23 protein-coding genes are annotated in these 23,026 nt (G+C 64.7%); 16 read left to right on the top strand and 7 right to left on the bottom strand.

Annotation, left to right across the window (positions count from 1 at the left end; translation table 11 throughout):
* Window position 1 precedes the first annotated feature (1 nt).
* Window positions 2-1,945, bottom strand: a complete 1,944-nt coding sequence (locus tag BKG76_RS20615; RefSeq protein WP_070939568.1) for a gamma-glutamyltransferase family protein — start codon at window positions 1,943-1,945, stop codon at window positions 2-4.
* A gap of 60 nt (window positions 1,946-2,005) precedes the next feature.
* On the opposite strand from BKG76_RS20615, the gene modA reads away from it, so the two are divergent.
* Window positions 2,006-2,842 carry a molybdate ABC transporter substrate-binding protein gene (gene modA, locus BKG76_RS20620; RefSeq protein ID WP_070939569.1) on the top strand — a complete coding sequence of 279 codons (837 nt, stop codon included), beginning with the start codon at window positions 2,006-2,008 and terminating at the stop codon, window positions 2,840-2,842.
* 24 nt (window positions 2,843-2,866) lie between these two features.
* On the opposite strand, the gene BKG76_RS20625 is transcribed toward modA, so the two are convergent.
* A complete protein-coding gene (locus tag BKG76_RS20625; protein ID WP_070939570.1) occupies window positions 2,867-3,499 on the bottom strand; it encodes a hypothetical protein in 633 nt (210 codons plus the stop codon).
* A gap of 18 nt (window positions 3,500-3,517) precedes the next feature.
* Window positions 3,518-3,802, bottom strand: coding sequence for a hypothetical protein (locus BKG76_RS20630; RefSeq protein ID WP_070940027.1), 285 nt, complete (start codon window positions 3,800-3,802; stop codon window positions 3,518-3,520).
* A 163-nt stretch (window positions 3,803-3,965) separates the two neighbouring features.
* Here BKG76_RS20630 and uvrC point away from each other — a divergent pair, with 163 nt between their 5' ends.
* The 10 genes from uvrC (at window position 3,966) to tpiA (ending at window position 16,299) form a co-directional block, all read left to right on the top strand.
* Window positions 3,966-5,984: an excinuclease ABC subunit UvrC gene (gene uvrC, locus BKG76_RS20635; RefSeq protein ID WP_070939571.1), complete on the top strand. Its 2,019-nt coding sequence runs from the start codon at window positions 3,966-3,968 to the stop codon at window positions 5,982-5,984.
* Window positions 5,956-6,870 carry an RNase adapter RapZ gene (rapZ, locus tag BKG76_RS20640; RefSeq protein WP_070939572.1) on the top strand — a complete coding sequence of 305 codons (915 nt, stop codon included), beginning with the start codon at window positions 5,956-5,958 and terminating at the stop codon, window positions 6,868-6,870. Before uvrC ends, rapZ begins: the two co-directional genes overlap by 29 nt.
* The gene (locus tag BKG76_RS20645; protein ID WP_070939573.1) at window positions 6,867-7,949 is read left to right on the top strand and encodes a gluconeogenesis factor YvcK family protein; all 1,083 of its coding nucleotides are present in this window, start codon (window positions 6,867-6,869) and stop codon (window positions 7,947-7,949) included. The genes rapZ and BKG76_RS20645 overlap by 4 nt, the downstream gene beginning before the upstream one ends.
* The gene (gene whiA, locus BKG76_RS20650; protein ID WP_109420967.1) at window positions 7,946-8,923 is read left to right on the top strand and encodes a DNA-binding protein WhiA; all 978 of its coding nucleotides are present in this window, start codon (window positions 7,946-7,948) and stop codon (window positions 8,921-8,923) included. Before BKG76_RS20645 ends, whiA begins: the two co-directional genes overlap by 4 nt.
* A gap of 95 nt (window positions 8,924-9,018) precedes the next feature.
* Window positions 9,019-10,794 carry an ABC transporter ATP-binding protein gene (locus tag BKG76_RS20655; protein ID WP_070939575.1) on the top strand — a complete coding sequence of 592 codons (1,776 nt, stop codon included), beginning with the start codon at window positions 9,019-9,021 and terminating at the stop codon, window positions 10,792-10,794.
* Complete coding sequence (locus tag BKG76_RS20660) at window positions 10,791-11,789, top strand: phospholipase D-like domain-containing protein (protein WP_070939576.1); 999 nt, start codon at window positions 10,791-10,793, stop codon at window positions 11,787-11,789. The genes BKG76_RS20655 and BKG76_RS20660 overlap by 4 nt, the downstream gene beginning before the upstream one ends.
* Window positions 11,790-11,956: 167 nt before the next feature.
* Window positions 11,957-13,180: an MFS transporter gene (locus BKG76_RS20665; protein WP_070939577.1), complete on the top strand. Its 1,224-nt coding sequence runs from the start codon at window positions 11,957-11,959 to the stop codon at window positions 13,178-13,180.
* A gap of 56 nt (window positions 13,181-13,236) precedes the next feature.
* A complete protein-coding gene (gene gap, locus BKG76_RS20670; protein WP_070939578.1) occupies window positions 13,237-14,259 on the top strand; it encodes a type I glyceraldehyde-3-phosphate dehydrogenase in 1,023 nt (340 codons plus the stop codon).
* A gap of 4 nt (window positions 14,260-14,263) precedes the next feature.
* Window positions 14,264-15,502, top strand: coding sequence for a phosphoglycerate kinase (locus BKG76_RS20675; RefSeq protein WP_070939579.1), 1,239 nt, complete (start codon window positions 14,264-14,266; stop codon window positions 15,500-15,502).
* Window positions 15,503-15,513: 11 nt separating this feature from the next.
* Window positions 15,514-16,299, top strand: a complete 786-nt coding sequence (gene tpiA / locus BKG76_RS20680; protein ID WP_070939580.1) for a triose-phosphate isomerase — start codon at window positions 15,514-15,516, stop codon at window positions 16,297-16,299.
* Window position 16,300: 1 nt separating this feature from the next.
* Here the strand turns inward: tpiA and BKG76_RS20685 are convergent, their stop codons facing one another.
* Window positions 16,301-17,977, bottom strand: a complete 1,677-nt coding sequence (locus BKG76_RS20685; protein WP_070939581.1) for a DUF2207 family protein — start codon at window positions 17,975-17,977, stop codon at window positions 16,301-16,303.
* A gap of 78 nt (window positions 17,978-18,055) precedes the next feature.
* Here BKG76_RS20685 and BKG76_RS20690 point away from each other — a divergent pair, with 78 nt between their 5' ends.
* The 5 genes from BKG76_RS20690 (at window position 18,056) to BKG76_RS20710 (ending at window position 21,263) form a co-directional block, all read left to right on the top strand.
* Entirely contained in the window at window positions 18,056-19,246 is a 1,191-nt protein-coding gene (locus BKG76_RS20690) for a neutral zinc metallopeptidase (RefSeq protein ID WP_070940028.1), read from the top strand.
* 58 nt (window positions 19,247-19,304) lie between these two features.
* On the top strand, window positions 19,305-19,541 hold the full coding sequence (gene secG / locus BKG76_RS20695) for a preprotein translocase subunit SecG (protein ID WP_005076011.1): 237 nt from the start codon (window positions 19,305-19,307) through the stop codon (window positions 19,539-19,541).
* Window positions 19,542-19,805: 264 nt separating this feature from the next.
* Window positions 19,806-20,192, top strand: coding sequence for a hypothetical protein (locus BKG76_RS20700; protein ID WP_070939582.1), 387 nt, complete (start codon window positions 19,806-19,808; stop codon window positions 20,190-20,192).
* On the top strand, window positions 20,189-20,524 hold the full coding sequence (locus BKG76_RS20705; RefSeq protein WP_070939583.1) for a hypothetical protein: 336 nt from the start codon (window positions 20,189-20,191) through the stop codon (window positions 20,522-20,524). The genes BKG76_RS20700 and BKG76_RS20705 overlap by 4 nt, the downstream gene beginning before the upstream one ends.
* A complete protein-coding gene (locus tag BKG76_RS20710) occupies window positions 20,511-21,263 on the top strand; it encodes a WXG100 family type VII secretion target (RefSeq protein ID WP_070939584.1) in 753 nt (250 codons plus the stop codon). Before BKG76_RS20705 ends, BKG76_RS20710 begins: the two co-directional genes overlap by 14 nt.
* Here BKG76_RS20710 and BKG76_RS20715 read toward each other — a convergent pair.
* Genes BKG76_RS20715 through BKG76_RS20725 form a run of 3 tightly spaced genes read right to left on the bottom strand, consistent with a single transcriptional unit; the run spans window position 21,260 to window position 22,718 of the window.
* Entirely contained in the window at window positions 21,260-21,541 is a 282-nt protein-coding gene (locus tag BKG76_RS20715) for a cytochrome C oxidase subunit IV family protein (protein ID WP_070939585.1), read from the bottom strand. The genes BKG76_RS20710 and BKG76_RS20715 overlap by 4 nt on opposite strands.
* Before the next feature lie 14 nt (window positions 21,542-21,555).
* Entirely contained in the window at window positions 21,556-22,155 is a 600-nt protein-coding gene (locus BKG76_RS20720; protein ID WP_070939586.1) for a cytochrome c oxidase subunit 3, read from the bottom strand.
* Window positions 22,152-22,718 carry a hypothetical protein gene (locus tag BKG76_RS20725; RefSeq protein WP_070940029.1) on the bottom strand — a complete coding sequence of 189 codons (567 nt, stop codon included), beginning with the start codon at window positions 22,716-22,718 and terminating at the stop codon, window positions 22,152-22,154. Before BKG76_RS20725 ends, BKG76_RS20720 begins: the two co-directional genes overlap by 4 nt.
* Window positions 22,719-23,026 lie beyond the last annotated feature (308 nt).

The following is a 23,026-nucleotide window of genomic DNA, read 5'->3' on the forward strand; positions in this document are numbered from 1 at the left end:
GTTAGCCGGTGTCGCCCATGACGAGGCCCTCGCGGCGAGGGTCCGCACCGCCAATCCAGCCGGCTCCCCGCCGCACCAGTGCGGACAGGCCGCTGGATTGATCGGCGACGTCAACGGTATGCCCACGTGCGCGCAGACCTTGGACCAGTGAATCGTTGGCGCCACCATCAGCGGCATCGATATTGGGGTGCTCACCACCGACGTTCGTCTTGGGGGAGTTGTTGGCGCCGAAATCCACCATCGACACCGCCTGCTGTGGATCGAGTCCCCAGTCAAGAATGCCGACAAGGGTTTTCACGACGAACTGGATGATGACCGCGCCGCCCGGCGACCCGAGTGCCAACAACAGCGCGCCCCGCTTGCCGGACTCCGTGCGTTCGAAAACCAGGGTAGGCGCCATCGAACTGCGCGGCCGCTTTCCTGGTTGCAGTCGGTTGGCAACCGGAAGCCCGTCCTTGCCCACGGGCTCGACCGAGAAGTCGGTGAGCTGGTTGTTGAGGAAGAACCCGTCGACCATATGGAACGAGCCGAACGCGGATTCCACTGTCGTGGTGAGCGATGCGGCGTTGCCCTGGGCGTCGACGACGGTCACCTGGCTGGTGCCGTGTTCGGGGGTGGATACCGCGGCCGATGCCGGTACATCGAATTCACCGGGCTTGGCCACACCCATCGTCTTCTCGCCGGAGATCAGTTTCGCCCGTCCGGCCAGGTATGTCGGGTTGAGTAGCGTGGTCGGTGAATTGCCGGGTAGCGCAACAAAATCGGTGTCCGCAACGTACTTGTCGCGGTCGGCATAGGCCAGGCGTTCGGCCTCGGCTATGTAGTGCACCCCGTCAACTGTCGGCTTGCCGCCGTCGAGGTCGATATCGGTGGGCCGAAAGGACGCCATCGGGAAGTTCTGCAGGATCCCCAATGTCGCGGCTACCGCGATACCGCCCGAAGAGGGCGCCGGCATTCCACAGATTTCGTGGTCGCGGTACGTGGTGCACAGCGCTTGCCGTTTCTTGGTGGTGTATCCGGACAAGTCGGCGGTGGTCATCATGCTCGGGGTGCGCCCCGACGAAGTGTCTGCCGCCGCGGCGACGATGCCCTCGGCGATGGCGCCTTTGTAGAAGGCGTCGGGGCCATTGGTAGCAACGGCACCAAGGGTTTTCGCGTATGCGGGGTTGGTGATTCTTGTTCCCGCGGACTTGGCCGATCCGTCGGTGTTGAGGAAGTACGAGTCGGCTTCGGGGTCGAAGGCAAGGCTGGCGGCGGAATCTGTGATCGCGGCGGCGAGCCGGGGACTGATCTCGAAACCATCATCGGCCAACTGGACTGCCGGAGTGAACAAGTCGCGCCACGGTGTGGTGCCGTGCTCGGCGTGGACGTCGTGGAGCATCCGAAGGATTCCGGGTACCCCGATCGAACGTCCCGATGAGCGCACATCGGGCTTGGGCGTGGTCCGGTTGGCGTCGTCAACCCACCGCAGATAATTCTCGGTCGCGGCGGCAGGTGCGACCTCCCGACCGTCGTAGGTCTGCACGGCTCCGGTGCCGGCGTCGTAGTAAACGAGGAAACCGCCGCCCCCGATACCCGAGGACTGCGGTTCGACCAGTCCAAGCACTGCTTGCGCGGCGATAACAGCATCGGCGGCCGACCCTCCATCGCGCAGCACCTTGCATGCGGCCTGCGTGGCCAGCGGGTTGGCGGTGGCGACCGCATAACTCGCGGTACGTACCGCGGTCATCCCGGTTCGATAGCCCGTTGCCACTTCGGGGTTGGTGGAGATGTCTCGTTCGGGAGTGGCCTGGGCCGCACCGGTTTTCGTGATGGGGACACCGTTTGCGGTGATCCCGCAGGGTTCCGTCGTGCCACCCGGCCTGGTCTTCACGTCGCTGGCGCAGCCCGCGGACGCTAGGAGGGTGATCGAGGCGATGGCTAGCGCTCTGGTCAGGGCTCTCACAGTGCCATCACGTTATGCCATGGCGGGGTGAGTGGTCGACCTCCGTGATAGGTTCCGCGCGTGTTCGGAGGCGTGCCCCAGAGATCCGGATTCTCCGGACGGCAGCGATCAGCGTCCATCGCCGCGGTGCTGGCGACGGCTCTTGTCGTCGCGGGGTGTGGTTCGTCGCCCGCGCCCGCCCCAACCACGCGCCCCGGTGATGCGGGCGAGGTCGGCGGTGCCGCGGTCCCGATGACACTGCGTGTATCGGTCGACCAGCCGATGCGGGCCGTATTCAGTGAGCTGGCCAAACGATTCCAGATCGACCACCCGGGCACCCAGATACAACTGACGTTCAAACGCTCGCAAGAACTTGTCGACGCGCTGGATCAGGGCCCGGCCCCTGATGTGCTTGTCGTGGAAGAGCCCGACATGAACAAGGCGGTGCACGCGGGTCAGGTGAGTGATCCGGCAGCGTTCGCTGCCAACAGACTGGTGCTGGTCACGCCGCCCGGGAATCCGAATCACGTGGCCACGCTCAACGACGTGGCCCGGCCCGGGACGCGGATTGCCGTGTGTGCGCCGGAGCTTGCCTGCGGCGCGGCCACGGCGCGCGTTGCTTCGTCGCTTTCGGTTCAGCTCACTCCGGCGCTGACCGCGGATACCGCGAGTGCGGTAGTGGATGCGGTAGCCGAGGGACGGGCCGACGTGGGGCTCACCTACTCGTCCTATGCCAAGGGTGCCGACACCCGTGTGACGACACTGAGCTTTCCCGGTGACGCGGTATCGGTGGAGCGGTACTCGATTGCCGTCACCACGAAGTCGGAGAATCAAAACCGGGCCAAGCAGCTTGTCGACTCGGTGCGCAGCGGCGACGGCCACCGGTTCATGGCGAGCTTCGGTTTCGGTGCGCCGTGACCGGCGCTTCGGTGACGGGTTCGGCTACGTCGTGACGTCCACGGGGTGGTAGGAGAAACCGATCTCAACCGGCGTGTTGACGAGTTCGGGGCTTCGCGCGGAAAGCTTCACCCCGGCATCGGGATCGATCTTGACGGTCAAGGGGATATCAGTCCCACGGTCGGTGGTGACCTTGGGTGAGGCGAACATTCCCACCAGCGTCGACGGGCTTTCCCCCGCACCATCGGATTCGATCAGCAAGGTGGTGCCGTAGCGGACCCAGTGGGTGCCGGCGGGCAACTCGAGGCGCAGGTTGTATTCGAAGGAATCGGTCGGGTTCTTCTTCGCGATGGTGAAATACTCGCCGCCGTCGATCAGGGGTGTGATCGTGTAATCGGTGTCCGTCGACCGATACGTCGCCTCCCCGTCGGGTCCCCACTGTGCGGGAGACAGCGGAACGTCGTCGGGCAACTGGATCGTCAGCAGCTCGCCAGGCTTCCCGGTTCTCACGCGGATACCTTCCTGCGCAAAGACCGGGAGTATCGCTGTCCGGGAGGCGGTTTCGGATGCCGGTGCCGGCGTGGGGATTTCCGGGTCGGCCGAACCGATCGCGGGGGACGCAACAATCCCGCCCATCGCGATCAGGGCAACTGCCAGTGGGCCAGCGCTGAATTTCATCCAACTCGTCCTTATCTGTCAGCACGCCAGCGTGACGTGAGCGACCTTGGTGGACACGGGAACCGATGTGGGTCGATTGCGCATATCGCGTGCACCGGCCACATTGGATACGGGCGACTGCTGATTGACGGACTGGACTACGCAGTTGTCCTGATGTCCCGAGCCGATCCTCGTCACCGTCACGCGGTAGCCACTGGCCTGCAAGCTGTTGATGACGGCGTCGGCGTCATTGGCCGGAACGGCCAGCGCCTGAACCGCCGTGACGAGAGACAGGCCCGCCACCGCGGCGAGCAGTACGGGTATGGACCCCGCGGCGTATCTACGCACCGTTGCTACTCCTTCGCCCCTGCGTTGAGGTACCCCCCGAGGGTAGCAGTGGATCGCGGAAATAGTGCGCCGCCTGGTGAGTGGGGTTGTCGGTCCGTCGATGGGATTGGTCGTCGGACCACCGGACTAGCCTGGATACGTGCCCGATCCCTCGACCTATCGACCGGCTCCCGGCTCGATACCCGTCGAGCCGGGCGTTTACCGATTCCGTGATCCGCACGGACGTGTCATCTATGTCGGCAAGGCCAAGAGTCTTCGCAGCCGCCTCACCTCGTACTTCGCCGACGTCACCAGCCTGCATCCGCGCACCCGGCAGATGGTCACCACTGCGGGCAGCGTCGAGTGGACCGTGGTGGGCACCGAGGTCGAGGCCCTGCAGCTCGAATACAACTGGATCAAGGAATTCGATCCGCGCTTCAACGTCCGCTACCGCGATGACAAGTCGTATCCGGTGCTGGCTGTCACCCTCAATGAGGAGTATCCACGGCTGTTCGTCTACCGGGGTCCTCGCCGCAAGGGTGTGCGCTACTTCGGTCCGTACTCGCATGCGTGGGCCATCAGGGAAACGCTCGATCTGCTCACCCGGGTGTTCCCGGCGCGCACCTGCTCCAATGGAGTATTCAAGCGGCACAAGCAGATTGACCGTCCCTGTTTGTTGGGGTACATCGACAAGTGCTCCGCGCCGTGCGTGGGGCGCGTCAGCGCCGAGGAGCACCGCGAGATCGTGCTGGATTTCTGCGATTTCCTGTCGGGTAAGACCGATCGTCTGGCCCGCGACATGGAACGTGAAATGAACCGTGCCGCCCAGGAACTGAACTTTGAGCGGGCTGCCCGGTTGCGCGACAACATCTCCGCGCTGCAGCGGGCGTTGGAACGGCAGACCGTGGTGTTCGGCGATGGCACCGATGCCGATGTGGTGGCCTTCGCGGACGACGAGCTGGAAGCCGCCGTCCAGGTGTTCCACGTGCGCGGAGGCCGGGTGCGTGGCCAACGCGGCTGGATTGTCGAAAAGACAGGGGATCCGGGCGATTCCGATCTCGAGGGTCTGGTTGAGCAGTTCCTCACCCAGTTCTACGGGGATCAGGCCGATCTCGCCCGTGCGGCAGACAAGGATGCCGATGTGGTGCCGGTGCCGCGCGAGGTCCTGGTGCCGGTTCTGCCTCGGGACGCCGACGGGATGACCTCATGGTTGACCGGGCTGCGGGGTTCGCGGGTCTCCCTGCGGGTGCCGCAGCGCGGCGATAAGAAGGCGCTGGCAGAGACGGTGGAGCGCAACGCGAAAGAGTCGCTGGCGCAACACAAGCTCAAGCGCGCGGGAGATCTCACCACGAGATCGGCGGCATTGCAGGAGCTTCAGGACGCACTCGGTTTGGAGCAGGCGCCGCTACGCATCGAGTGCATCGACATCAGCCATGTCCAGGGCACCGACGTGGTGGCCTCGCTGGTGGTGTTCGAGGACGGGCTGTCCCGGCGATCGGACTATCGCCACTACAGCATCAAGGAGGCTGCCGGTGACGGTCGCTCCGATGACGTCGCCTCCATTGCGGAGGTCACCCGGCGCCGATTTGCCCGGCACGTGCAAGACGCACAACTCGATACCGCCGAACAGGCTCCAGAAGGTAGATCGCGTAAGTTCGCCTATCCGCCAAACCTTTTCGTTGTCGACGGCGGGGCGCCACAGGTCAATGCGGCCGCTGCGGAATTGAGTGAGCTGGGAGTCACCGATGTCGCGGTGATCGGTCTGGCCAAGCGACTCGAAGAGGTGTGGGTGCCGGGGGAGCCAGACCCGGTGATCCTGCCGCGAACCAGCGAGGCGCTGTACTTGCTGCAACGGGTGCGTGACGAGGCGCACCGATTCGCCATCACGTTCCACCGCAGTAAGCGGTCCCGGCGGATGACGGCTTCGGTGCTCGACGGCATTCCGGGGCTCGGGGAGGCGCGCCGGGCCGCGCTTGTCTCGCACTTCGGCTCGGTGGCGCAGCTCAAGAAGGCCAGCGTGGAGGAGATCACCGCGGTGCCGGGCATCGGCGCGGCAACCGCCGTCGCGGTGCGCGAGGCGCTCGTCGGAACTGACAGCTCGCCGGCGACTTCCGGTGCAACCGAAGCGGCACTGCCCGTCATGGTCGAAAATGGAGTCGATGACACTCGATCCCCCTAATCTCGCCAGCGCACCCGCAAACGCCGATATCGACGTCGTGCTGGTCACGGGCCTATCGGGCGCGGGACGCGGCACCACCGCCAAGGTGCTCGAAGACCTCGGGTGGTACGTCGCCGACAACCTTCCGCCGGAACTGATCACCCGAATGGTCGATCTGGGCCTGGCGGCCGGATCACGCATCACCCAGCTCGCCGTGGTGATGGACGTTCGATCCAGGGGCTTCACCGGCAACCTGGAGTCGGTGCGGGCTGATTTGGCCACGCGCGGAATCAGCCCTCGGGTGTTGTTCCTGGAAGCATCCGACGAGAGCCTGGTCCGGCGATATGAAAACAACCGGCGCAGTCACCCGCTACAGGGCGGCCAGACCCTAGCGGAGGGCATCGCTGCGGAGCGCGCCTTGCTCTCCTCAATACGGGCCTCCGCAGACCTGGTGATAGACACCTCGTCACTGCCCGTCCCGGCGCTGCGTGCGGCGATCGAGCGCGCTTTCAGCAGCGAGTCCGTCGCCCATATCAGCGTCACGGTCGAATCTTTTGGTTTCAAGTACGGCCTGCCGATGGACGCGGATATGGTCGTCGACGTCCGTTTCCTACCGAACCCGCACTGGGTGGATGAGCTGCGACCGCACACTGGCCAGCATCCTTCAGTGAGCCAGTACGTGTTGAGCCAACCCGGCGCGGACGAGTTCTTGGACACTTACCATCGGCTGCTGAACCTCGTGATCGACGGCTACCGGCGAGAGGGAAAGCGCTACATGACCATCGCGGTGGGCTGCACCGGCGGCAAGCATCGAAGTGTCGCGATCACCGAGGCGCTGGCCGCATCGTTGGCGCCCGATGATGACTTGTCGGTGCGTGTACTGCACCGCGACCTGGGGCGCGAATGAGCTCCGGTGTCGGTCAGGACCCCCAGCTGGCCCGGCGCGAGCCGCGCATCGTCGCACTCGGCGGCGGGCACGGTCTCTACGCGACGCTTTCGGCGGCGCGGCGGCTCACCCACGACATCACCGCCGTGGTCACGGTCTCCGACGACGGCGGTTCGTCCGGGAGAATCCGCTCCGAGCTGGGAATCGTTCCACCGGGCGATCTGCGGATGGCGTTGGCGGCGCTGGCCTCCGACAGCCCCCGTGGGCGGATGTGGGCCACGGCGATCCAACACCGGCTGGGCGGCAGCGGTGGCCTGGCGGGGCACCCCATCGGGAACTTGATTTTGGCCGGCCTCACCGACATGCTCGCCGACCCCGTCTCCGCGCTCGACGAGATGGGCCGCATGCTCGGTATCACCGGGCGGGTGCTGCCGATGTGTCCGATTCCCTTGCAGATCGAGGCCGATGTCTCCGGCCTGGAGTCCGACCCGCGGATGAGCCGGGTGATTCGCGGCCAGGTGGCATTGGCGACCACACCGGGCAAGGTACGCCGGGTGCGTCTGCATCCGGGCAATCCGCCGGCCACCCGGCAGGCGATCGACGCCATCATGGCCGCCGACCTGGTGGTTTTGGGGCCGGGATCTTGGTTCACAAGCGTGATCCCGCATGTGCTGGTGCCCGAGCTCTTCGCCGCGTTGCAACAGACACAGGCCCGCAAAGCATTGATCTTGAACCTTGCTCCGGAGCCGGGGGAGACGGCGGGCTTTTCCGCTGAGCGGCATTTGCACGTACTCTCGCAACACGCTCCCGAGTTCGGAGTGCACGACATCGTTGTCGAATCCGCATCGGCAGATGACACTGAACGCGATCATCTGACCAGGGCAGCCGCCTTGTTCAATGCGCAGGTTCAATTCGCTGACGTGTCGCGCCCTGGTACACATTTACATGACCCTGCGAAACTGGCGGCGGTCTTGGATCGGGTACGGACAGGTAGTGCGGCCGCGGCCGCTGGAACAGATGCCGAATCCACGGTGCGCCTGGCCGCGGGTGGCGGACGCACACAGCATGGAAGCCAGAGAGGGGACGCCACGTGGCGATGACCGCCGAGGTCAAGGACGAACTGAGCCGCCTGGTGGTGACTCAGGTCAGTAGCCGTCGCGCGGAGGTTGCGTCGCTGCTGCGGTTTGCCGGCGGACTGCATATCGTCAGTGGCCGCGTCGTCGTCGAGGCGGAGGTCGACCAGGGCAGCATCGCGCGCCGTCTGCGCAAGGACATCTTCGATCTGTACGGCTACAACGCCGTGGTGCATGTGCTGTCTGCCGGTGGTATCCGCAAGACAACGCGGTATGTGGTGCGCGTCGCCAAAGACGGAGAAGCGTTGGCGAGGCAAACAGGGCTGCTCGATCTGCGGGGTCGCCCGGTGCGCGGACTGCCCGCGCAGGTGGTCGGCGGCAGCGTCGCCGACGCGGAAGCCGCGTGGCGCGGAGCGTTCCTGGCGCACGGATCGTTGACCGAACCCGGCCGGTCCTCCGCACTGGAGGTCAGCTGCCCGGGACCCGAGGCCGCGCTGGCGCTGGTGGGCGCGGCCCGACGGCTCGGCGTGAGTGCCAAGGCCCGCGAGGTGCGGGGGAGCGATCGCGTGGTGGTTCGCGATGGTGAGGCCATTGGCGCCTTGCTTACCCGGATGGGCGCTCAAGACACCCGGCTGACGTGGGAAGAGCGCCGCATGCGCCGTGAGGTGCGGGCAACGGCGAACCGGCTGGCCAATTTCGACGACGCGAACTTGCGCCGGTCTGCGCGTGCCGCGGTCGCGGCCGCCGCGCGTGTGGAGCGGGCGCTGGAAATCCTCGGTGACACCGTCCCCGACCATCTGGCGGCCGCCGGGAAACTGCGTGTCGAGCACCGGCAGGCATCACTTGAGGAGCTGGGTCGCCTCGCCGAGCCGGTGATGACCAAAGACGCTGTCGCCGGCAGAATCCGGCGTCTGCTGTCCATGGCCGATCGAAAGGCCAAGACGGACGGCATCCCCGATACCGAATCGGCGGTCACCCCGGAACTGCTGGAAGACGCCTAACTGCTTGTTTTTTCGGTGTCCCTCGGGCGCTGTCGTGATCTTGTACTGTGTGGCGACGAAACGGTCGCCAAACCCGGGATGAGGCAACGGTCGCGATGAGATTGATCCTCGAACTGATCCGGCCCTATCGAAGGCTGATTGCCTGGATTTTCGCCGTTCTGGTGGTGCAGATCGCCGTGGGTCTGGCGGCTCCCTGGCCGCTGAAGGTTGTGCTCGACAGCGTGGTCGGGAACCACCCGCTGCCGGGTTGGTTGCACGGCCTTCTGCAGCCGATGCTCGGCGGCGAGGGACGGATGCACGTTGCCGGACTGGCCGCGATCATGTTGGTCGCCATTGCCGTGGTGGCCGCGATCGCGACATACGCGGCCAACTATCTGACCGAGACGGTCGGACAGCGCATCGGTAACGACCTGCGGACCCGGGCATACCACCACCTGCAGCAGCTGTCCCTGAACTATTTCGACACCCACCGCGTCGGACCCATCCTGAGCACCCTCACCGACGATGTCGACACCATCCAGGACTTCGCCTCGGCCTCCACGCTCGGCATCGCGACAGACCTGCTGACCATCGCCGGAATGTTGGTCCTGATGCTGTGGCTGCAGTGGGATTTCACCCTCGTGGCACTCGCGGTCGCGCCGCTGCTGTTGTTGTTCGTGTCTCGCATCCGCAAGTCCGTCAAGGCAGCCACTCATGAAGTGCGTCAACGGGAATCGGACATTGTGGCGGTCGCCGAGGAAGGCTTGCAGTCCATCCGCGTTGTCAAGGCATTCGACAGGGAAGAACTTCAGGAGCGTCAGCTGGCCATCGTCGGCCAGCAGGCGGTGAACGCGGCGCTGAACGCGCGACGGGTGAAATCGGTGGTGTCGCCCATTGTCGCCGTCGTGGTGGCCGCCTGCACCGCACTGGTGCTGTGGCGGGGATCGGCTCTCATCCTGGCAGGGGTGATGACCGCGGGGACCCTGACGGTGTTCATCGCCTATCTGACCTCGTTCTTCAAACCCGTGCAGGACCTGGCCAAGCTCACCAACACCATCGCCATGGCGTCGGTCGGGGTCGACCGCGTCAATGCCCTCCTCAACGCGGAGACGGCGATAGAGGAGAAGGCCGACGCGGTCGATCCGGGGCGTATCAGAGGCGCACTCAGTTTCGAGCGCGTGGCATTCAGCTACGACAGTGCAACCCCGGTGTTGCGTGACGTGACCTTCGAGGTGGAGCCCGGTCAGCTGGTCGGCGTCGTCGGGCATACCGGAAGCGGAAAATCCAGTCTGGTCAGTCTGATTCCGCGCTTCTACGATCCGAGCATGGGCACCGTCCGGATCGACGGTGTCGACTTGCGCGACTACAAGCTTCACGAGCTTCGCCGCCACATCGCCTACGTACTGCAGGACACGGTGCTGTTCCGCGGGACCATCCGCGACAACATTGCCTTCGGCCGGCCCGACGCCGATCACGAAGAGGTCGTCGAGATGGCCAAACTGGCCAACGCACACGAGTTCATTTCGGAGATGGCGCAGGGCTACGACAGCCCGGTCGGGGAGCGTGGACTAACCCTTTCGGGCGGGCAGCGGCAGCGCATCGGTATCGCCCGCGCACTCATCCGGGACAGTCCGATCCTCATCCTCGATGAACCGACTGCCGCGCTCGACGCGGAGTCCGAGCGCCTGGTCATGTCCGCGCTACAGCGGCTGATGCGAGACCGCACGGTGATCACGATCGCCCACCGCCTCAGCACGATTCGCGAGGCGGACAAGATCGTCGTGTTGGAGGAGGGGCGTGTCGTGGAGCAGGGCACGCATAAGGACCTGCTGACCGCGGGTGGCAGATACGCTGACCTGCATCGCATCCAATACGAGGACGAGACACCGTGACACGTTCGCTGATCATCCTGCCTGACGACTCCGCGAAGCCGGTTCTCGACGCGATCCACGCTTCCACCCGGTCGGTGCGCATCAAGATGTTCGCCTTCAGCCATCTGCCGCTGTTGGACGCCGTGGTCGCGGCCCACCGGCGTGGTGTCGACGTGAAGGTGATGCTCAACCCGGAACGTCGGGACGGAGAGACAGATAATGACGCCGCCCGGGACATGTTGCGGCAGTTCGGGATCGATGTGCGGGAGAGCAATCCCGCCTTCGATCTGACGCACGAGAAATCAATGGTCGTGGACGATGAGCATGCTTTCGTCGAATCACTGAACTGGACCGAGGAGAACTTCACCGTCACCCGCGACTACGCCGTCGTCACCCCCAGCGCCTACGAGGTCGCCGAGATCGTCGACTGCTTCGAAGCCGATTGGGCGCGTGAGGATTTCGATCCCGGCGCGGGGGCGCACCTGATCTGGTGCCCGTTCAACGGCAGGCACCGCATCGCCGATTTCATCGACAGCGCCAAGCACACCTTGTTCCTGCAGAACGAGCGTTACCAGGACCCGGTGATTATCGAGCGCCTGGTGCGGGCCGCGCATCGCGGGGTGAAGGTGCATGTCATGGCGCGCGCGGCGCATCACCTGAAGTCGGGAAAGCTACTCGAGGGCGTCAGTGGGATGCGGATCCTTGACGATGTGGGCATCAAGATCCACCGCCTCAAGCATATGAAACTGCACGCGAAGATGATCCTCGCCGATCACGAGCGGGCGGTGGTGGGTTCGATCAACTTCTCCCCAGGCAGTTTCGATCATCGACGCGAACTCGCCATCGAGGTGACCGACCACCACCTGATCAAGCGGTTGAACGAGGTGGCGCACCACGACTGGAAGTTCTCCGAGCCGATGGATCTGTCGGACGCCGGGTTGATCGCCGACCTGGTCGGTAGCGATTCGCGCGATGTCGACCAACTCGCCCTGCACGACCAGGACATCGATGGGTGAGCGGTAACTAAAACTATTGGCGAATTGTCGGAGCGCTTTCGTACTCTGGGTTGATGGGCTCCGCCAAGCAGTTGAAAACTGAAGGGGTCCTTGGGGAAATCCCCGGGGGCTCTTCGGGCGAGGAGCCACACCATCAGGCGTCTCGGCTCCCGCGCGCGTTGCGGCCCATGAGGCACCGTGATTATCGACTGTTGACGCTCGGCCTGGCGGTCACATTGCTGGGCAACGGAATGTGGACGGTCGCGCTCGTCTGGCAGGTCATCCGGATGGGATTGGGGCCGGCGCAGGTGGCTGTTGTCGGGACCACGTTCAGCGTGGGCCTGCTGATCAGCGTGCTGCCCGCGGGTGTGGCGGCCGATCGCCTGCCCAAGCTGTGGGTGATGCGGTGCTCACTGGCCATGCAGACCGCGTTGATGTTCACCACCGCGACGCTCGCTCTGACCGGCGTGGCGCACATCTGGCATCTGGCACTCAACTCGCTGTTGTTCGGTATCGCCGAGGGCTTCTACATCCCGGCCTACACCGCGTTGTTGCCACGCTTGCTTCCCTCCGAGGAATTGTTGGCCGCCAACGGTATTGAAGGTGTTCTGCGGCCGGTGATGCAGCTGGCCGCCGGGCCCGCGGTCAGTGCGGCCATCGTCAGTGTGTGGTCGCCGGGTGGGGCATTTCTGCTAGAGGGCATGCTCGTCGCCGCAGGACTGTGCTGTCTGCTGCTGGTTCGGCAGAAGCACGAGCCGCCGGCGTCGGCGGATGTGCGTCAGCATCCGTTGCGCCGGGCCCTCGCCGATTTGGCCGAGGGGTTCCGATACATGGTGCACACCACCTGGTTCTTCGCCATACTGCTGTTCGCGATCGGCTATGTGCTGGTGGTCGTCGGCCCCATCGAGATCCTGCTGCCGTTCGTCATCCGTGATCATGGCGGTGACCCCGGCACCCATGCCACGGTGCTGGCGCTGTTCGGTCTCGCGGGGGCGGTCGGTTCGTTCATCGTGTCGTCACTGCCGCTGGCCCGCCGATACTTGACGGTGATGATCCTGATGTGGGGAGCCGGCTCGTTGCCCCTGGTGTTCATCGGATTCACCGGACATGTCTGGATGATGGCCGTCGCCATGATCATCGTGGGCGGCACCATGCAGTCGGCCAACGTCATCTGGGGCACGTTGATGCAGCGCCGGGTGCCCGAGGAGATGCTGGGTCGCGCCGCCAGCATGGACTTCTTCGTGTCCCTGGTCGGTCTGCCGGCGTCCTTCGCGCTGGTGGTTCCCGTGGCCCATGTCATCGGCAACACGACGGTGTTCTTCATCGCTGGAGCCGCGCCTCTGGTGTTGGCGGTCCTCGCCCACATCGTCGCGCGACTGGGCCGGGACGAAATGGCACACCCCCTGGGCTAATGTGAGTGCCGATAACGGGTACACCACATCTCACACCGACAAAGAGGGAGCGCTACGTGACTGTCCGGGTAGGCGTAAACGGGTTTGGCCGGATCGGCCGGAACTTCTTTCGGGCACTGGACGCGCAGAAGGCTCAAGGGATCAACACCGACATCGAGATCGTCGCGGTCAACGACCTGACCGATAACGCCACCCTGGCCCACCTGCTGAAGTTTGACTCCATCCTGGGCCGGCTGCCGTATGACGTCAGCCTGGAGGGTGACGACACCATCGTTGTCGGCGACCACAAGATCAAGGCCCTGGAGGTCCGCGAGGGCCCGGCGGCACTGCCCTGGGGCGACCTGGGTGTTGACGTCGTCGTCGAATCGACCGGCATTTTCACGAAGCGTGACAAGGCGCAGGGCCACCTGGACGCGGGAGCCAAGAAGGTCATCATCTCCGCGCCGGCCAGCGACGAAGACATCACCATCGTGCTGGGCGTCAACGACGACAAGTACGACGGCAGCCAGAACATCATCTCCAACGCCTCGTGCACCACGAACTGCCTCGGACCGCTGGCCAAGGTGCTCAACGACGAGTTCGGCATCGTCAAGGGCCTGATGACCACCATCCACGCCTACACGCAGGACCAGAACCTGCAGGACGGCCCGCACAGCGACCTGCGTCGCGCCCGCGCCGCGGCCCTGAACATCGTGCCGACCTCGACCGGTGCCGCCAAGGCCATCGGCCTGGTGTTGCCCGAGCTCAAGGGCAAGCTCGACGGCTACGCCCTGCGCGTCCCGATCCCAACCGGATCCGCCACCGACCTCACTGTCGAACTCGCCAAGGCAGCCAGTGCCGACGAGATCAACGCCGCCATGAAGGCTGCCGCCGAGGGCAAGCTCAAGGGCATCCTGAAGTACTACGACGCACCGATCGTGTCCTCGGACATCGTCACCGACCCGCACAGCTCGATTTTCGACGCGGGATTGACCAAGGTGATCGACAACCAGGCCAAGGTGGTCTCCTGGTACGACAACGAGTGGGGTTACTCGAACCGCCTCGTCGACCTGGTCGGCCTGGTCGGCAAGTCGCTCTAGCCTCATGAGCATCAAGTCGCTCAACGACCTGCTGGCCGAGGGAGTTTCGGGCAAGGGCGTGCTGGTCCGGTCGGACCTGAACGTCCCGCTCGAGTACCTGGACGGCAACATCGCCCATATTTCCGATCCCGGCCGCATCGTGGCCTCGGTCCCGACCATCCGTGCACTCGCGGGTGCCGGGGCCAAGGTCATCGTGACCGCGCACCTGGGCCGCCCGGACGGCAAGCCGGATCCGAAGCTGTCGCTGGGGCCGGTCGGGGCCGCGCTGGGTGAACTGCTGGGTCAGCACGTGCAGGTGGCCGGCGACGTCGTCGGGACCGATGCGCTGGCGCGAGCCGAAGGTCTGACCGACGGTGATGTGCTGCTGCTGGAGAACATCCGCTTCGATCCTCGCGAGACCAGTAAGGACGACGCACAGCGGCTGGCGCTTGCGCAGGAACTGGCCGAGCTGGTCGGTGGCCCCACCGGTACCGGCGGCGCGTTCGTCTCCGACGGTTTCGGGGTGGTGCACCGCAAGCAGGCGTCCGTGTACGACGTGGCGACCTTGCTGCCGCATTACGCCGGCGGCCTGGTGGCCGCCGAGGTGGAAGTTCTGCGGGTGCTCACGGCCAGTACCGAGCGGCCATACGCGGTGGTCCTCGGCGGGTCGAAGGTCTCCGACAAGCTGGCTGTCATCGAATCACTGGCCACCAAGGCCGACAGTCTGGTCATCGGTGGCGGCATGTGTTTCACGTTCCTGGCCGCACAAGGGCTGCCGGTGGGCAAGTCGCTGGTGCAGCCCGAACAGATCGAGACCTGCCGCGACCTTCTGGACAGGTACGCGGACGTCATCCATCTGCCGATGGACATTGTGGCTGCCGACGCCTTCGCCGCTGATTCGCCTTCGGAGATCGTTGCTGCCGATGCAATTCCGGACGGCAAGATGGGCCTGGACATCGGGCCGGAGTCGGTCAAACGATTCGCTGCCGTGTTGTCCAATGCCAAGACCATCTTCTGGAACGGTCCCATGGGTGTGTTCGAGTTCCCGGCATTCGCCGCGGGCACTCGGGGGGTCGCCGAGGCGATCATCGCGGCCACCGAGAAGGGTGCGTTCAGCGTGGTGGGCGGTGGAGATTCGGCCGCCGCGGTGCGCGCGCTGGACCTGCCGGACGACGGCTTCTCCCATATCTCCACCGGTGGCGGCGCATCCCTGGAATACCTTGAGGGCAAAGCGCTTCCGGGTATCGAAGTACTCGAAAGCTAGAGGAGCTCCGCATGAGCCGCAAGCCGCTGATCGCTGGCAACTGGAAGATGAACCTCAACCATTTTGAGGCCATCGCCCTGGTCCAGAAGATCGCGTTTTCCTTGCCGGATAAGTACTTCGACAAGGTGGACGTGACGGTCATTCCGCCGTTCACGGACATTCGGAGCGTGCAGACCCTGGTCGACGGCGACAAGTTGCGTCTTACCTATGGCGCGCAGGACTTGTCGGTGCATGATTCGGGCGCTTACACCGGTGAGATCAGCGGTGCGTTCCTGGCCAAGCTGGGCGTCACCTACGTCGTCGTCGGACATTCCGAGCGTCGGCAGTACCACGCCGAGGATGACGCGCTGGTCGCCGCGAAAGCGGCCGCGGCGCTCAAGCACGGCCTGACACCGATCGTGTGCATCGGCGAAGCCCTCGATATCCGCGAAGCCGGGGACCATGTCCAACACAATGTGGACTCCCTCCGTGGGTCGCTGGCGGGGCTGAGTGCCGATCAGGTCGCGCAGGTTGTGATTGCCTATGAGCCGGTATGGGCCATTGGTACCGGCCGGGTGGCCAGCGCCGCCGACGCCCAGGAAGTGTGTGCGGCGATCCGGGCGGAGCTGGCACAGATCGCGAATGCCGATGTGGCGGCGTCCGTGCGAGTCCTGTACGGCGGCTCGGCCAATGCCAAGAACGTCGGCGAGATCGTCTCGCAGGATGATGTCGACGGCGCGCTGGTCGGCGGTGCCTCACTGGACGGTGAGCAGTTCGCCCAGATGTCGGCGATCGCCGCGGGCGGGCCGCTGCTGTAGCTCAGTGGTGCGGCAGATTTCGTAGGTGCGCACTGCGCGCCAGCACCCCGTCGAGTGTGGTGAGGAAGGCAGGCAGATTCGCCGTGATGTCGGCGGCGTCTGCTGAGCCCTCCTCGTCGCCGGAAGTGATGTCGTACCAATCGATTCCGGGTGAACCGTCGGCGGCGCTGTCGAGCGTTTCCATTGCCCTGAGCCATGGGCCGAGCTGCCCGAGGACGATGGCATAGGGTGCGGCCCGGGTCAGTACGATCTCGCGGTCGGCGGCCTCCAAGCCCTCAAGATTGAGCTCGCCCAGGTAGCGGCGCAGCGCGGCCACGTGCGCCACCAGCAGATGACCGCGTGCGGTGCGGACCGGAAGTAGCATGCCGGCCAGCGCGCAGACGGTGCCCACTCCGCATATCGCGACGCCGATCAAGGCGCTGCCGATGCTCAATGCCAACACGGCGGTGACCACGAGACCGGCCAGCAGCACGCCGATTCCGTAGCGAGTCAAGGTGCCGAGGTGCTCGGGTGCGCGGCGGAACCATCGATTGAGTTGCGCGTCGGCATACATCGTCTCGGGGATGCCGCTGAGATCCAGTCGCGATCCCGGTATTTGGAGGCTGGACAGGAACATCGTCGGGCTGTCGTCGGGAAGCAGTACGCCCAGCAGTCGGGTCTCGTAGGCGGTCAAGAGGCCGTCCGCCGCAGCACGGCGAGATATCTGCCAATCGGGTTGCGCGCCAGGGCCGGTGGTTTCGGCGATCCACAGATATCCGCGCACTGCCAGATCGACGACGGTCGCGGTGAGGTCCACGGCATCGACATGCAGATCGATGACGGTGCCCACCTGCCCGGGAAGAACGCCGTCGGGTGCCGCGAATCGTGTTCCCGCGCCGTCGCGCAGCAAGGGATCGGCCATGGCCACCACGATTTCAGTGGCACCCGCATCACGGCGGCGCGCGACGATCACCCAGCCGGTCATGGCGACCGCGAGGACACCCATGGCCACCAGCGCGGCGATCGACGGCGATGTCAGGGCGAACCGGCCCTGCGGACCGGGAGCGGTGGAGAAGGTGGCATTCGGCGGGACGGTACCGGGCGGCACCATGACGGTGAAGGTTGTCGTCGCGTCCGGCGGCAGCTCGTCTTGCTGGACGCGGACCACCCCGGTGTGATCGACCTGAGCTGCGGTGCAACGTATTTGGGAACCCGGCACGCCGAGAGCGCACGCGGGGGAGCTGGGCTTGGTGCTCGGTGAAACGAACGAGGCCGTTACCTGGTGCAGGCCTGAATCCCAGCCGGAGGCAAACGGCCAGGCCACCTGCTGATGATCGGCGGTATCGGCGACAGTGCCGCGAACCGTGTATGTGACGGTCGCCGGTCCGCGGGCGGTGATGGTTAGCGCGTTCCCGGCGAGTGCGGCCGTCGCGTCACCGGTACTGGCTACGGCGCCGACCTCGAAATGCTGAATCCTGTTGCCCTCAACCGGCATATCGAGGGGGACATGCCGTTGCAGCACATGGTCTTTCGCGGGCGTAATGGTCTCGGCGACCTTCAGCGTGCCGTCGTCGGACAGGTCCATCGCGACAGCGACGGTGCCTTCGGGACCGTCCGCGCCCGCAGGTGCCGCGGTGAGAAGCCATCCGACGCACACCGATAAACACAACGCCCACCGCGACGCCGCCCCGCGACTCATCTCTCCCACGGCGGTAACCCTAGGTGAGGGTCTATATGCTGGCGCGCATTCACAGAATGTGTTCGGGGGGTGTACGACGTGGGGCCGCAGCCGTACTACCAACCCAGGTCGGTACCGGCCTGGGCCGCGCCGTTGCCACCGCCCGCCCGAACCCAGCTGACGCCACCTCCACGAGGTTGGCGTCCGCCGCCCTTCCCGGCCTTTCCTGGATACCCGGTTGCTCAACCGCCGCCCGGATATCCAGTGCCGCCGGTGCGTCCGGTGTATCTGCCGCCTGTTGCGTACGGGCAGCGTCCGAAGGTGCGGCGCCGCTCGTATCGCGGTCTGGTTATCGGCGGCGCTGCCTTCGTGTTAGTCGCGGTATTGATGCTGGGAACGGCGGTGCTCTGGGCTCTCCATTCGGGCCCCGGGAGACGCCAACCGGTGCGGGCCACCGCGACATGGCAATACCCCGCGACCACACCTCGCGGCGTATCCGCGTGGACCCCATCGCAGACCAGTCCCACTGTGGCGCCGACGGAGTCGGCGCCACCGCTGCCTCCGCCCGCGCAGCCGGTGTTTGCGCTCGGCGATCACCCGCTGTTCCGGAACCGGGACGCGGGATTCACCAACGCGCCGTGCTCGACCAGCACATGGCCGCAGAATGCCGCCCAGGGTGAGGTGTTCTACGGGGAATTGCGTGCGTGTCTGGATGTGGAGTGGCGGCGGCAGCTCGACGCACTCACGCTGCCGTGGTCACCGCCGGGCCTCGTGGTGGCGCAGGGTGACTACGTCGACTCACCCTGCGGGGGTAACTCCTTCGAACCGGGCGGTTCGGCGGGTTTTTACTGCTCGTCGAACAACACCATCTACATGTCGATTGTGGCGCTGTCGCCGGGCAGGTATGGAAATCACGATGGTCCCTATTTGGCCGCCTACGCCCACGAATACGCACATCACGGGCAGGAGTTGAGCGGGATGATGGGCGAGCAGTGGCGCCGGCGCAGAGCGGCGGGAATTGATTCGCCGGCGGGCCTGGAGCTGTCTCGACGGTTGGAACTCCAGGCTCAGTGCTTTTCCGGAATGTTTGTAGGGTCTCGGCGCGGGGGGACGATCACCGAGGACGAGTACCAGCGGGCCGGCGCCGATCAGTATCGGGGTGACCGTCCGGGGGATCCACGTGATCATGGCACCTTCCAGCACGGTTCTGATTGGTGGTGGCACGGGGCGATGAAGAACCGCAATTGGGAGTGCAACACCTGGATGTCGCCGAGCGACCAGGTGAGCTGAACCGGCGCCGTGATATCCCTGCGCGGTTGACCGGCGGGGAGCCGGTAGGCTAACCCCCATGGAATTGGCGTTGCAGATCGTCCTGGTGATCACGAGCTTGCTGGTGGTCCTGCTGGTGCTGTTGCACCGCGCGAAGGGTGGCGGTCTGTCCACGCTGTTCGGCGGCGGTGTTCAGTCCAGCCTCTCCGGTTCGACCGTGGTGGAGAAGAACCTGGATCGGCTCACGTACTTCGTGACCGCCATCTGGGTGATCTCGATCATCGGTGTCGGGCTGCAGATCAAGCTCGGCGGATAGCGCCAGAACGTTTCACCACAGCGGACTACTGCACAGGTAGTCCGCTGTTTTGTCTCTGTGGCGGGTGTTCTTGCAGGTAATTGATGTTTCATCCATTTGCCGAGAAATTTCTTCAAAATTCATGGAACCGATTCACGTCCTCGACCCATCAATCTCTATGTATGGCACAGAAGTCGACAGATGCCATCAGCGATTGGTGGACCGGGGACGCGGAGGGGACGTTCCCGTTTCACCGATCGTGTCCCCGGAAAGGAGCCCCTCGTCATGTCGGAATGCCGTGGTGACCCCCGCCAATGGATTCGTGAGTATCAGGATCGCCTGGAGGTTCTTGGGCAACGCGCCCAGTATGTGCAGCAGACCGTGGGGTTGGTCCGCGGCCATGCGAAGGATGACGTGGGGGTAGCGGTGACCGTCGGGTCGGGGGGCCGCATCGAGGCACTGGACCTTGATGAATCGACGCTGTCGATGGATGCGAGGGATCTGTCGGCCATCATCACCAGGACGATTGCCGCGGCGCAGGTCAATGCCGCCAGCCAGATACACAGCACACTGCATGACCTCACCGGCGACGGGCCGGCGATGGACTACGTCAAGGGCTACCTGGACGGGGGGCACCTTGGGGAGGGTGAGCATCTGGGAACGACCTCATGAGCGATGAGACGAGTGGAACTCTCCGGTTTGACCGCGATGTGGTGTTGCGTGAGGCGGCGAATCTGGAAAGCGCCGGAGAATCGGTGCGGTTCCTGCTCGATCATCACGGAGAGGGGCTCGGTGAGCGAGACCTGGGGGCGGTCTCGTCGGACTTCGTGACGTCGGTGCGGGGGAGCGTTGACCAGCTGACCGATGCGATCCGGACCCTTGGCGACGTCATCGTGGAGACGGGGCAGCGTCTGCACGATCAGGCCCGGCGGATCGCCGAGAACGAGGATCAGGCCGTCGCCGCAATGACGAAGATTGGTGAAGGGTTCGGTGGACACCCTTGATGCCGAGCTGAAACCGCTCACTCGCCTATACGACGCCGGATTGGGCTTCGTGGTTGAGCATGTGCAGTTCCTCGAAGAGCCACTGGATGCGTTACGCGGTGATCCGGCCGCTGCTTCTGTCGAAGCAACCTTCTGGCGGTACTGCATTGCCGACGTGACCAACGTCCAGCAGGAACTCTCCGCTGTTCTCAGTGCGCTCGGCGACGGCCACAGTGGCGCGGCAGCAACAGGATTCAGAGAAGCATCTGGTCCGATCGACGATGCTCTGCAGGAGCTACGTCTTGTCGCGGCCAACATCAATCAACGCATCAACGTGGTGACGGATCTGGTCACTCACACTCGAAGCATGCTCGGGCAGTGGGTTGAAGGTTACGTCGATGACGTGATCACCGAGTTCACCGCAGCGCGTGCGGCATCGCCCATCACCCAGGGCGGCAGCGTCGCGACCACGATCGCTTCCGTCGTGGCCGACGCCTCCGAACTCGGAAACAAGATGGGGCGCACGCTCTCTCAGCTCCTTGACCGTCTTGACGAGCACGCCGCCGCGATCCGGGACGGCGTCGCCGAGTTCGCGATCAACGTAGAGCGCCTGCGAACCCCGGCGCCTGGGCCCGCAGTTGCCGCTCCGGTCCCGGTCGCCGCGGTCAGTCACTCACAGCCGGCGACGGCACCGACCGAACATGGTCTTCCCGTCGATCCTGATGCGCTGTTCGCGGCGGGCCAGGGGAACGAGAGCTAGATCGCCGCGCACAGGGTGTACGTCAGGATTCCGAAGACGACGATGCCCCAGGCGGCACACAATGATTGCAGCCACCCCGGGGCGCGGCTGATCTCCATGTAGGACGCGATGATCAGCGCCACCTTGATTGCGGTCAGCGACAGCACGATCAGAATCACCAGAGTCGAAGGACGCCCTGCGGGACTCTCGTACCATGACAGCACGGTGCAGCCCGCCAATATCAACCAGGTGGGCAGTGCGATGCCGCGCATATGTGTCGTAAGCGTGGAGATGGTCATTGGTTGCTCACTATCTAGATCAGGTAGATCAACGAGAACAGCACGACCCACAGCACATCCACCATGTGCCAGTACACGCCGATCCCTTCCAGCAGGGCAGTGCTGTAACGACGCGGCGCGTGGGGGCGCATCGATCGCGCGGCGGCGCTCAAGCCGAGCAGACCGACCAGCACATGCAGCAGGTGGATTCCGGTGAAAACGAAGTAGTACATGTAGAACTCGCCCGCAAGCGCATGGGAGCCGACGCTCAGATGGTGACTGTATTCAATGGCTTTCAACACCACGAACACGGCGCCGAATCCGATCGCGGCCAGATACCAGCGATACGCGCGGGACCATTGTTCCCATCGTGCATGAGTAAGGGCGATCACCACCGCAGCGGAACTGCTTATGAGGGTGAGGGTTTCGGCCAACCCGATCGATTGCGACATGCTCGCGCGGCCGAGCTCGAACAGTGCGGGATGCTGGGCATAGTTCCATCCCCAGATTGCGAAGAAGACGCCGAATACGGTGAGGTCTCCCAAGATGAAGATCCACAGCTCGGCTTCGCCGGGTACGTGGCCGGCGGTGCGGAGTCGGTGAACTGACGCCCGCGGACGGGCTTCTACGGTCACGAAGCGTATTCCGCAGCCGGGGCCATTTCTGCGGACTCAGACGCCAGCCGCCGTACCGCGGGGACCAGGATTACCGGCGAGACAGCGAAATAGATGATGAAGAGGATCGCGGGAATCCAGAATCCCACGACGCCATTCCATGCGAAGGGGCCGGAATGGAAGAAGAACACCAAAAGCTCAGGCAGATAAAGGATTGCGATCCACAGGTTCAGGTATCCGAACCAGCGGGGAACCAGGGGATCGTGGCGAGGGCTCAAAACGAGGACGGCGTACGCGGTCAGCACCCAGACCATCAGAAACATCGGGATGCCGCCGATGAACTGCAGGAATCCGTAATCGCTCGCGTACTGAACAAGGGCCGGGTCGCGCTCTGTTCGAAAGGCGGCCATGGCGAACGAGAACGGCGTGTAGAAGTTCATGACGAGGTATGTCGCCAGGGTCAGACCCATCATCACGGTCACCATGCCAACGTGGCGCTCGATCCTGCGTGCGATCAGCACCAATAGTGCCGAGACGGGGAGCAGGGCAAACGTAGAACACATCATCAGCACCGCTGCCAGCATCAGCCAGACATGCCGCTGCGTGAACTGGGACGCCACTTCCGCGGGCCCAGCAGCGGGGGGAATCGGCGGCATGAAACGTGCGACCAACAGCCAGCCGGTGCCGAATAGAAGCAGGTAAATCAGGCCAGACCATGCGCTCGCGCGCTCCAGCATCCGGTTTTGCATCCGTCGAACTCCTTACCAGGTAGCCGCGATGGGCGCGGCTGTTGACCCGGCATGATCCGGTTGTGGCGTCCGTGCCCGCAATACGCCGCCAGAGCGGCAGCGAATTGAATAATCGGTAATATATGCCGCCTGGCTTCGGCAGG

It is taken from the genome of Mycobacteroides franklinii (assembly GCF_001853795.1).
Lineage (GTDB): Bacteria > Actinomycetota > Actinomycetes > Mycobacteriales > Mycobacteriaceae > Mycobacterium > Mycobacterium franklinii.